Below are 11,272 nucleotides of genomic sequence, written 5' to 3' on the forward strand. Positions count from 1 at the left end.
GTAAAGAGCTTCCCGCGTTCCCGCGCCACGTTCAATGGAAGACCCCCGCGGACGACCCGTCGCGCTCGTCAAATCGGTCACCAGGTCAGCCCGCGGGAAAGATCGGACACGCCGCCGCGCGCGGATGGCCGGATCCGGCCACGCTCAGCCGGCGGGCGGCGCCTTCACCGGCAGGAACGTCTCCAGCTCCATCGTGGGATGCGGGTACTTCCACTTCACCCCGTCGAACGGGACGTACATCCCCTCCGGCGTGTCGGCCAGGAAGTAGTTCCCGTTCCACTGGTTGGGCGCGGTCACCGGCGAGCCCTCGGGGTACCGGGAGCCCAGCGCCTCGTACTTCACGTCGACGCCGAACATGGCGTAGACGGCCGCGTCCACGAAGTTGAAGTAGCCGATCTCGCCGCGCAGGTGGGTGTCCTGGAGGGCGACGCCGTGGATCCGGTCGCGGGCGAAGTACAGGGAGCTCAGGTCCTTGACGACCTGGTTGAAGTCGTGCGCCCCGTCGTGGTGGATCAGCGCGCGGGTCCCCGTGTCCGCGCGCAGCACCCGCGCGACGTAGGTCGGCAGGTCGCCGTGGAACATGCGGACGCGGGTCATGGCGCGGGGGAAGACGCGGCGCACCCGCTCCCGGGCGAACTGGAGGAACACCGGGTTGACGTCGACGAGGTCGAGTTCCAGCCCCATCGGCTCGACGCACCCGGCGAGCACGGTCGCCGAACCGCCCATGAAGACGCCGACGTCCACGAGGCGGGTCACCGTGCCGTGCTCGCGTTCGACGCAGCTGAAGACGTCGTAGTAGTGCTGGGCGCTGCACTGGTCCTCGTACGCGAGGTTCACGTCCTTGGCCCGGGTCGCGATGCGGTCGAAGACCGAGTTGTGTCCCTTGAACACGGTGAGGTCGGCGTGGTGCCCGCTCAGGATGGGGATGCCGAGCCTCTCGTGGAGGTTCTCGGCGTCCTCCAGGGCGGGGTCGGGTTCGAGGAACGTCCCCCAGGTCTTCTCGTGCATCGCCACGCTCGCGACGTAGTCCGTCATCGTTGACTCCCTCTCCTGAAGTGTCGTGCGTGCGGAGATGACGCCGAGGTCATCGCGCCCGGCCGGGGGGCGTCCTGCGCAGGCGGGCGGAGAGCGCTCGCCCGAGATGCGACATCGCCTCCCCCAGTTCGGGGTCCGGCGCCGCCGGCCGGGCCGGGACCTCGCGGTGCTCCTGGGACTCCCGGCGCCGCGCCGCCAGCTCGGCGGTGGAGCGGTCGAGTTCGGATCGCAGGCGGGCGATCTCCTGCTGCTGGGCGTTGACGGTCTCGGTCAGCCGGGTGGCGTCGTCGGTGCGGGCCGCCGCCTCGTACTGGAGTTGCAGGACGCGGGTGTAGAGGGCGACGCGGTTGTTCTCCATCGCGGCGAGCAGGCGCGAGGACGTGTAGGGCGCCAAAGCCTCGAAGACGGCGTCCGTGGCGGGCGCGCCCGTCCTGGCGAGGACGCCGAAGCCGAACACCGCCGGGACGATCTGGAAGCGCCAGTCGCCGGCCTCGTCCAGCGCGTCCTCGACGGCCGTGAGGACGCCGTTGCGCGGTCCCCCTGCCCCTTCGGCGACGGTGTAGGCGCCGTCGCCGACGAACCCCGCCGGGGTGAGGTCGTCGTGCCACACCGTCGGGCCGTCGGACGTGGACGGGTGCGCGTCCTCCGGCGGGACCGGCGACGGCTGGTAGTAGAAGTCGCGGCGCCCGCACGGCCACAGCACGTCGTGCAGGACGACGACCGCGTCCGGGGCGTTCGCCATGATCCAGGCGAGTTCCTCGCGGACGACGGCGTAGTTGTGGTCGCCGTCGAGGATGTAGAGGTCCGCCACCGGCAGCTCGGGCAGGACGGCCGGGGACAGGCCCTCCACGAGGTTCAGGCGGGGGTCGCCGTCCAGGACGGCGCGCAGCTCGTCGGCGGGCGCGGGCTCGACGCAGTGGACGGTCGCGCCGAGGTCGGCGTACACCGCGCTGACCTGCCCCGACTCGACGCCGACCTCGACGACGACACCGACGTCGCGGCAGCGGAAGATCGTCTCGAACAGCTCGCGGAACACCGCCATCGAGTGCAGCAGCAGCGGCTGCTCCCGGGCGGTGCGGGCCTGCTCGTGCGGGTCGTCCGGGGACCCGGTCACGGCCGCCCCGAAGTCACGTGTCACCGAGCTTCCTCCTGGCCACTCGTCCGGCTCCGGCGGCGATCCCTCGGACGCCGGCGCTCCGGTACTCCTCGCGGACTCGATCGGTGAGCCGCGCGGCCCGGGCGGCCCGCTCGGCCCTGCGGTCGACCGGCATGCGCGGCGCCATGCCGGTCGCCGACTGGGGCAGCATCGCGAACGCGATCGTGACCTGCCCGGACGACACCGCCGGCACCCCGGCGCGGCGGGCCAGCGGGAGCCACACGGCCGCGTAGGAGGTGTCGAACTCCATCAGGTTGCCGCCGAGGTAGCGGCAGTCGGCGTAGTGCAGGCCGACGAAGTCCTCCGGCTTGTCCCAGCGCAGCACCTGCTCGCGCCGCCGCCCGCCGGCGATGACCCGGGCCTCGATCCAGTCGACCCGCACGATGGCGGGACGGCCGGGGATCGCGAGCGAGATGTCGATCGTGTCGTGGTGCTCGAACGACAGCCGGCAGAACGACAGGCCGTTGTGGTTGATCCGGACGCGGCGCCGGATGGGGTCGTGCCACCGGTCGTCGGCCGTCCGGTACCGCAGCCGGGTCTCGTGCTTCTCGCCGGAGGGGTCGAACGCCTCCGCGTCGATGGCGCCGTCGGCGACGGCCCTCGCCATGGCGCCGAGCCCGGTGTCGGACGCGGCGATCAGGGCGGGCCAGAACGAGTCGCGCATGTGCAGGTCGCCGAGGTCGCCCGGCGACAGGTACGGGACGGCCGCCTTGAGGTCGGCGGGCAGCAGGGTGGTGACGAGGGACGAGCCGAAGTTGTCCTCGTGGGTCCAGTTCCCGAAGACGGCGGCCTCGTCGGGGGTGGGCGACTCCAGCGCGGCCACCAGGATGCGCGCCAGCCGGCTCCGCGCCGCCGGCGGGCGGGCGAGGTCCGGCCAGGCGCCGTCGGAGGCGGCGGCGTACCTGTTCCACATCTGCTGGAACGCCAGGACGCCGTCCTGGACGGTCCTGCGCTCGGCGTTCTGGGACGGCGAGTCGGCGGTCGGGCCGAGGACGGGCGCGCCGTCCTCGGTGTAGCCGATGAGGGAGCCGCACAGCGCGTTGACGCACTGCTCCACGATCTCGGGGCTGCGGGTGATGGTCGCGGCGATGCTCGCGGGGTGGCCGCACTGGGTCAGGTAGCCCTCGGCGCGCAGCCCGGCCATGGCGACCCGCTCGGCCCTGCCGTCGGTGGCCAGGTAGAGCCCGGCGGGCCTGACGTCGATGCGGGCGATCTCCAGGGCGCGGGCGAGCTGGCGCTGGATCGTCCCGCCCCAGCCGAGGTCGACGAGCGTCAGATCGCCGGCGGCGATCGCCTCCTCGTCGAGCGCGCCCGCGTCCCGCAGCGACTTGATCAGGCGTTCGCGGGCGGCGGTGACGGTCACCGCGAGCCGGTTGCACAGGTGCGGCGTCTCGGTCAGCGCGCGGGCGACCCGTTCGGCGATGTCGCCGTTGTCGATGACGGTGTCCAGCTCGGTCGCGAGGCCGGGCACGTCGCCGGGTCGCAGTTCCAGGACCGACAGGGCCTGCCGGACGGTCAGTCGGTACCCGGTGCGGACGAAGGCGTGCACCGCGGCGGTGTCGTGGGGGTCGAGCCCGGCGAGCGAGGTCGTGAACCGCGACAGCCACACCGGGGCGGCGCGCACGTCCCAGCCGCGCGCCTTCGCCGCCTCGTTGATCAGCCGGGAGAGCAGCTCGCCCTCGCGCATCGGGCACCACAGCCGGCGGGTGCCGGTCTCGTGCGCCCGCCACGCCGCCCATTCGGCGAAGCCGGTCAGCACGGGGCCGAGGACGCCCGCGCCGTACCGCCACGCGACGTCCAGCGCGGACGTGGTGAACGGGACGCCGGAGTGCACCGCCTTGGCGCGCAGGCTGGTGAGGCCGAAGTCGCCGTGCCGGTCGTCGAGGTCGGGGGCGTGGTCGCCGAACGGCTCGACGGGTTCCTTCTCGCGTCCCAGCACGTCGAGGTAGGGGTCGTCGAGCCTGCGGTAGTGCACGGTGCGGATGCCGAGCTTGCCGGGCACCTCGTGGTCGGCGATCTCGTGGTCGCCGATGTGCACGATCTGCTCCGGGCCGCGGCCGAGGTCGCGCAGCACGATCTCCCAGAGGCCGGAAGCCTTGCCGGTGCCGTGCTGGTTCGAGCGGAAGACGCGCACGCCGTCCAGGGGCCCGAGTTCCGGCCGGTCCAGGAGCAGGGACAGCTGGTCCTCGGTGAAATAGGTGTCGGACACCAGGACGACCTGGAGGTCCCGTTCGCGCGCCGCCCTGACGACCGCGGCGACGTCCAGGTCCACGACGGTCAGTTCGCGCTCCAGCCGGACCTCGGCCTCGACCAGTTCCTCCAGGGTCGCGTCGCCGAAGATCCCGTCCGGCATCGCGCGCCAGATGTCGAAGAGCGACACCTCGGTGCCGAGGGCGTCGCGGCCGCGGCGGGCGGAGTCCTCGGCGGCGATCCGCATGCGGCGCAGGGTCGCGTCCGTCACCCAGGACGGGCAGAGGCCCGCCTCCCGCATCCGTGGGCCGAGCAGGCCGAACACGTCGGTGGGGCGGGGCACCCGGCGCCACAGCACCGTGTCGAAGACGTCGAGGGACAGGACGGCGCACGCCCGGTCGGCGATGACGCGATGGACGTCGTCGAGCAACGGGCTGCCGGTCTGCTGCTTGGTCAACGCCGCACCTCTCCCCTGGTCCTGCACCGGCGTGCGCGGCCCCCGGCCGCGGCTCGGGACACCCTATCCACCGAGATCTCCGATTCCCCCGGAAACTCCCGGTGCTGCGGCCGTTCCGGCCTGCGCGGCGGCGCGGCGGGCGGCGCGGTCCTCGCGAACCAGCCGGCCGGCCTCCTCCGTCGGCCCGTCGAAGATCACGCGGCCCTGCCGCATGGTGACGCCGCGGTCGCAGAGCCCGACGAGCATCCTGATGTCGTGCGCGACGACGACCATGGTCCGGCCCTCGCCGCGCAGCTCGCGGATGCGGTCCAGGCACTTGTCCCGGAACGGCGGGTCGCCGACGGCCAGCACCTCGTCGATGAGGAAGACGTCCGGCTCGGTGTGCGCCGCGATCGAGAAGGCCAGCCGCATGAACATGCCGGAGGAGTAGAACTTCACCTGGTCGTCAAGGAAGCGCCCGACGCCGGAGAAATCGGCGATCGCGTCGAACTTGCGGGCGATCTCGGCCTTGCGCATGCCGAGGATCGCGCCGTTGAGGAACACGTTCTCGCGGCCCGTCAGCTCGGGGTGCAGGCCGGCGCCGACGTCGATCAGCCCGGCGACGCGGCCCCGGACGAGGACCGACCCGGCGTCGGGGCTCATCACCCCGGAGATCAGCTTGAGCAGGGTGCTCTTGCCGGACCCGTTCAGCCCCATGAGCGCGACGGTCTCGCCCTGGCCGATGGTGAGGCTGACCTCGTCGAGCGCCCGGAACCGGTCCGACAGGCGCTGCCCGCGCAGCGCGCGGACGCTCATCTCCTTGATCGAACGCGCGTGCCGCAGCGTGAAGTTCTTCGTGACGCGGTCGATGACGATCGCCGGGGCCGGGTGCGGGGAGGTCAACGGCTACATCTCCTGCGCGAAGCGCGCCTGCATGAGGGAGAACGCCGCGTGCCCGGCGACGAACACCAGCACGCTGACGGCCAGGGAGATGCCGGCGTGGGCGTAGAGGTGGGGCGGGAACGCGAAGTCGCCGCCGGTCCCGGGGTGCCAGAAGGCCCGCTGGAACAGGGAGACGGCGCTGACGAGCGGGTTGGCGAGGTAGAGGTCCAGCACCCAGCCGGGCGCGTGCGTCTGGACGTGGGTCCACGGATAGATCATCGGCACCGACCAGGTGATGACGATCATGGAGATGTCGACGACCTGCTCCAGGTCGCGGAAGAACACGTTCACGGCCGCGCAGAACAGCCCGAGCCCGAAGCCGAGGACGATGACGATCGCGAACCCGCACGCGGCCGCGGCCAGCTCCGCGGGGGCCGGCCGCCACCCGGCGGCGACGGCCCCGCCCAGCAGGATCATCAGCCCGGGCAGGAAGTGGACGAGCGAGACCAGCACCGACGCGGTCGGGAAGAGCTCGCGCGGCAGGAACACCTTGCGGACGAGCGCGGCGTTGCCCGTCACCGAGCGGGTCGTCGAGTGCAGCGTCTCGGTGAACAGGTTGATCAGGACCATGCCCGAGAACAGGTAGACCGGGAAGTTCTCGACCCGGTCGTCCATGCCGAGGAAGACGCCGATGACGTAGAAGTAGACGGCGAAGTGCACCGCCGGCCGCACGTAGGACCAGCCGAGGCCGAGCAGCGAGCCCTTGTAGCGGGCCCTGAGCTCGCGGCGCACCAGCAGCCGCAGCAGGTACGTCTCGCGGAACGTCCGCCGCAGGCCGCCGTCCCCTCCCGGCGCCCGCAGCCCCTCGTCCACCCGGAACGGCGCGACGGTCATCCGGACCCGCCCCCGCCGGGGCCGCCCCCGTCCGGGCCGGCCGCGGCGTCGAACGTCGCCCGCCAGGCCTCGGCGGAGGCGAGGTCGGCCATCGCGGCCCGGTAGCGGCGGCTCAGCTCCGGCCACTCGCGGCCGAGCCGGGCGTGCAGCAGCGACGTGCGCCGCAGCAGCGCCCGGAAGCGCTCCGGGTCGCGCTGGTACCAGGCCACCCGGGTGCCGTCGGCGGAGGAGACGAGCGCGCTGTCGACCTGCGACAGCAGGCTCCAGTGCCGGTCGATGTGCGGGACGACGGCCTGCGGGTTGCCGCGCGAGCCGGGTTCGACCGGGCGGAGCTGCCTGACGGTGCCGAGCATCGCGCTCGCGAGCACGTTCACGGTGCCGCGCGGCGGCTTGAACCCGCGCCCGCGCTTCGGCGGCCTGGCGCGCCGGACCTGCGGGAACTCCTCGTGGCTCGCGCGGTTCTGCGCGTCGGGGAAGTCGGCGCGGAACGCGAGGATCTCCGGCAGCTTCGAGACGATCCCCGCGTGCATGTGCTCGGGCCCGCTCAGCACGTCCTCGATCGCCGACAGCATCAGCTCGGCGGTGGAGTACTGCATGGCCAGCGCGTGCTTCACCGAGATGATGAAGCTCTCCTTGAGCAGGTTGCCGCCGCGCTCGTACGGGGAGTGCATGAGGGCGGTGACCAGGCGGTTGCGCTCGTGGAAGTACGCCTGCCAGTCGATGCCGTCGTCCTTGTCCTGCCAGGGGACGTGCCACGCGGCCATGCCCGGCAGCGTCACGGTCGGGAAGCCCGCCTCGCCGGCGCGGACGCAGTACTCGGCGTCGTCCCACTTGATGAACATCGGCATGGACAGCCCGACCTTGCGAACGACGTCGGTGGGGATGAGGCACATCCACCAGCCGTTGTAGTCGACGTCCACGCGCCGGTGCAGCCACTTCGTCCTGAGCAGGCTCCCGGAGCTGGTCCGCGCGCGGGGGCTCGGGTCGGGGGCCTTGGCGAAGTCGTGCTCGCGCTTGGTGTGCGCGGCCTCCTCCCACCACCAGCGGTACCGTCCGATGGTCTCGCCGTAGGCGTGCAGTTGCGAGCGGACGAACAGGTTGAACATGTGGCCGCCCACGATCGTCGGCGTCCGGGCGAAGTCCGCGAACGCGACGGCGCGCAGGACGCCCTCGGTCTCGGTGACCACGTCGTCGTCCAGGAGCAGAACGTAGTCGCTGGTCCCGGCCTTGAGGGTCTCGTCCATCGCCCGGGAGAAGCCGCCGGACCCGCCGAGGTTGCCCTGCTCGATGACGCGCAGCTTCGGTCCGAGCAGTGCGGCGGCGCGCTCGAAGCCCTCGTCGTCGCGGACGCGCTGGTTGCCCTGGTCGACGACGTAGACGGCGTCCACCACGTCGAGCGCCTCCGGAGCGCCGCCGAGCGCGACGAGCTGGTCTACGCAGAAGCCCGGGCGGTTGTACGTGGTGATGCCCAGGCTGACCCGGCCCTGCCGGACGGGCCCGGTGGCGCTCGTGTCGGCGCACCAGTCGGCGCGCTCCAGAACGGCGTTGCTCTCCCCGGCGAGCACGTCCATCCAGTACCAGCCGCCGTCGATGAACGGGCGCAGCGTCAGCCGGAACGTCTCCTCGCGGGACGTCTCGGAGTCGACGCGGACGGAGTCGACCCGCTGGACGTGGCCCTTCGCGCTGGACCGGTAGACGATGACGGTGGCCTGGCCGCGCACCCGGACCCGCAGCACGACCTCCTCCACCGACGTCCAGCGGCGCCAGTAGCTGGCCGGGAAGGCGTTGAAGTAGGTCGCGAACGAGACCCGGCGCCCGACCGGCACGACCACGCTGCGCCGGCCGGCGCCCTCGGCCGCGTCCGCCGGGGCCGCGGCCTCGGCGGCCGTCTCGGCGGCGAGGGCCTCCGCCCCGCGGGCGATCTCCCCCTCGACGTACAGCTTGAGGACGTCCAGGTCGCGGTCGACGGGCATCACGACGCGCTGCAGGACCCGCATCCCGGGGGCGGCGCCTGTCTTCCCGGACGTCTCGGCGTTTTCGGTCACTCGTCCATACCTCCGCTAGTGAGACGCGAGCCCTCGCCGAAATGGGGACGCAGCCTGTTGTCGACCATGGTGAGCGCGCTGGCGATGGCCATGTGCATGTCGAGGTACTTGTAGGTGCCGAGCCGCCCGCCGAAGAGCACGCCGTCCTCGCGCCTGGCCAGCTCACGGTAGGCGAGCAGCCGGGCCCGGTCGGCGGCGGTGTTGACGGGATAGTACGGCTCGTCGCCGCGCGCGGCGGCCCGCGAGTACTCCCGCATGATGACCGTCCGGTCGGACGGGTAGCCCGCGCGCTCGGGGTGGAAGTGCCGGAACTCGTGGATCCGGGTGTAGGGGACGTCCTCGTCGGCGTAGTTCATGACCGGGGTGCCCTGGAAGTCGCCGGTCGGCACGACCTCGGTCTCGAAGTCCAGCGTCCGCCAGCCGAGCTCGCCCTCGGCGTAGTCGAAGTAGCGGTCCAGCGGGCCGGTGTAGACGACGGGCACGTTGCCGGCGAGGTCGTCCCGCAGGTCGAAGAAGTCGGTGTTCAGCCGGACCTCGATGTTGGGGTGGTCGGCCATCCGCTCCAGCCAGGCGGTGTAGCCGTCGACCGGGAGCCCCTCGTGCGTGTCGTCGAAGTACCGGTTGTCGAAGGTGTAGCGCACCGGCAGCCGGGTGATGATCTCCGCGGGGAGGTCGCGGGGGTCGGTCCGCCACTGCTTGGCGGTGTAGCCACGGATGAACGCCTCGTACAGCGGGCGCCCGATCAGCGAGATCGCCTGCTCCTCCAGGTTGGCCGGACGGCGGATCTCGGCGGCCTGCCCGGCGATGAGCGCGCGCGCCTCGTCGGGGGTGAAGACGCGGCCGAAGTACGCGCAGATCGTGCCGAGGTTGATCGGCATCGGGTAGACCCGGCCCTTGTAGGTGGAGTACACGCGGTGCCGGTAGCCGGTGAAGGCGGTGAACCGGTTCGCGTACTCCCACACCCGCTCGTTGGAGGTGTGGAACAGGTGCGCGCCGTAGCGGTGCACCTCGATGCCCGTCTCCGGCTCCGCCTCGCTGTAGGCGTTCCCGCCGATGTGGTCGCGGCGGTCGAGGACGAGCACGCGCAGGCCGAGCCCGGCCGCGCACCGTTCGGCGACCGTGAGGCCGAAGAACCCGGCACCGGCCACCACGAGATCAACGTTCACTGGAGGGTGTCCATCCGACTCGTGCGGGGAGCGAAGGACCTGGCCGCACGGGGGCGCCGGCCGAATCCCTTGGTACGGAATGCGGCTAAGATACCCGGCGTTCGTTCGGTACCGGCGCAGGAAGCCAAGGATCGCGGTGGCCCCACCCACTCCCGGCAGTGCGGCGCACAGCCCGCGCCCCTCCGTCTTCCTGCACGTCGGGGCCGCCAAGAGCGGCACGACGTTCCTCCAGCACGTGCTGTGGCACAACCGCGACCGGCTGCGCGCGCACGGCGTCCTCTACCCGGGCCGGGACCAGGCCGCGCACGTCCGCGCCGCGTTCGACCTGCGGCGGACGTTCTTCCGCGAGGCGTCCGATCCCGCGACGCGGGGCGCGTGGCGCGACCTCGTCGCCGAGGCCCGCGACTGGCCCGGCACCGTGATCATCTCGCAGGAGCTGTTCGCGCCCGCGCGGCCGCGGTGGATCCGCCAGGCCGTCGCCGACCTCGATTTCGCCGATGTTCACGTGGTCTTCACCGCGCGCGACCTCGGCCGGCAGATCCCGGCGCACTGGCAGGAGGACGTCAAGAACCGCTTCACGACCTCGTTCACCGAGTTCGTGACGTCGCTGCGGCGGCAGGACTGGCGCGCCTACGAGAGCGCGCGGCTGTTCTGGGGGCTTCAGGATCCCGTCGCGGTGCTCGGCCGCTGGGGCGAGAACCTGCCCCCGGAGCGGGTCCACGTCGTCACGCTTCCCAGGCCCGGCGCGCCCCGCGACCTGCTCTGGCGGCGTTTCTGCGCGGCCACCGGCCTCGCCCCGGACGACTACGACCTGTCCCGGAGTTTCGCCAACCCGTCCCTCGGGCTCGGCGAGACGCAGTTCCTGCTGCACCTCAACGAGACGCTCGGCGACCGCGTCGGCTGGCACGCCTACAACGAGGACGTCAAGCTCCACCTCGCGCAGCAGGTGCTGGCCGGGCGCCCGTACCCGGTCAGGATCGAACTGCCGCGCGAGCACGTCCCGTGGGCCACCGAACGGGCCGTCGAGACCGTCGAGGCGCTGCGCGCGGCGCGCTACGACGTGGTGGGCGACCTGTACGAGCTGATGCCGTCGGCCGCGTCCGGGCCCGCTCTCGGAACCGCGCCCGCGCCGCCGGCCGACGAGGCCCGCTGGGCGGAGATGGCGGACGCGGGCGTCGACGCGATCGCGGCGCTGCTGCTGCGCGCCCGGGAGAGCCGGGAGCGGACCGAGGCGGTGCCCGGCGCCGGTCACCCCGTCCGCGACCAGATCGACATGCTGCGCGAGGAATCGGCCGGCCTGCTCGAAACGACGGAACGGCTCGTCCAGGAGGCCGCCCCGTTCGTCGAGCGGGCCAAGCGCACGGCGCGGGAGCGCTACCCGGCGGCGCTCCGGTTGCGCGGCGCCTACCGCAGGATCCAGGGCGGGACGGAACGGCCCGACGCCGAGACGAGAACGAGGTGAGCGCCC

The 11,272-nt window shown here is 72.4% G+C and carries 8 protein-coding genes; 1 reads left to right on the top strand and 7 read right to left on the bottom strand.

The window, feature by feature from the left end:
• Positions 1-144: 144 nt before the first annotated feature.
• From BJY14_RS16255 to glf, 7 genes are all read right to left on the bottom strand, one after another.
• Positions 145-1,035: a class I SAM-dependent methyltransferase gene (locus tag BJY14_RS16255; protein WP_179844380.1), complete on the bottom strand. Its 891-nt coding sequence runs from the start codon at positions 1,033-1,035 to the stop codon at positions 145-147.
• 49 nt (positions 1,036-1,084) lie between these two features.
• On the bottom strand, positions 1,085-2,173 hold the full coding sequence (locus tag BJY14_RS16260; protein WP_218905418.1) for a class I SAM-dependent methyltransferase: 1,089 nt from the start codon (positions 2,171-2,173) through the stop codon (positions 1,085-1,087).
• Positions 2,163-4,838 (bottom strand): HAD family hydrolase, encoded by a 2,676-nt coding sequence (locus BJY14_RS16265; protein WP_179844381.1) that lies wholly within the window; start codon positions 4,836-4,838, stop codon positions 2,163-2,165. The genes BJY14_RS16260 and BJY14_RS16265 overlap by 11 nt, the downstream gene beginning before the upstream one ends.
• A 63-nt stretch (positions 4,839-4,901) precedes the next feature.
• Positions 4,902-5,720 (bottom strand): ABC transporter ATP-binding protein, encoded by an 819-nt coding sequence (locus BJY14_RS16270; protein ID WP_246395947.1) that lies wholly within the window; start codon positions 5,718-5,720, stop codon positions 4,902-4,904.
• 3 nt (positions 5,721-5,723) lie between these two features.
• Complete coding sequence (locus BJY14_RS16275) at positions 5,724-6,593, bottom strand: ABC transporter permease (RefSeq protein WP_179844382.1); 870 nt, start codon at positions 6,591-6,593, stop codon at positions 5,724-5,726.
• On the bottom strand, positions 6,590-8,638 hold the full coding sequence (locus BJY14_RS16280) for a glycosyltransferase (protein WP_312879257.1): 2,049 nt from the start codon (positions 8,636-8,638) through the stop codon (positions 6,590-6,592). Before BJY14_RS16280 ends, BJY14_RS16275 begins: the two co-directional genes overlap by 4 nt.
• Positions 8,635-9,804, bottom strand: a complete 1,170-nt coding sequence (glf, locus tag BJY14_RS16285) for a UDP-galactopyranose mutase (protein WP_179844383.1) — start codon at positions 9,802-9,804, stop codon at positions 8,635-8,637. Before glf ends, BJY14_RS16280 begins: the two co-directional genes overlap by 4 nt.
• A gap of 136 nt (positions 9,805-9,940) precedes the next feature.
• On the opposite strand from glf, the gene BJY14_RS16290 reads away from it, so the two are divergent.
• Positions 9,941-11,266, top strand: coding sequence for a hypothetical protein (locus BJY14_RS16290; protein ID WP_179844384.1), 1,326 nt, complete (start codon positions 9,941-9,943; stop codon positions 11,264-11,266).
• Positions 11,267-11,272: the final 6 nt, after the last annotated feature.

This window comes from Actinomadura luteofluorescens (assembly GCF_013409365.1).
Taxonomy (GTDB): domain Bacteria; phylum Actinomycetota; class Actinomycetes; order Streptosporangiales; family Streptosporangiaceae; genus Spirillospora; species Spirillospora luteofluorescens.

What these genes read in the sequence shown, in the direction of transcription:
- BJY14_RS16255 (WP_179844380.1), bottom strand. Translation starts at nt 1,035, where the DNA reads ATGACGGACTACGTCGCGAGCGTGGCGATGCACGAGAAGACCTGGGGG.
- BJY14_RS16275 (WP_179844382.1), bottom strand. Translation starts at nt 6,593, where the DNA reads ATGACCGTCGCGCCGTTCCGGGTGGACGAGGGGCTGCGGGCGCCGGGA.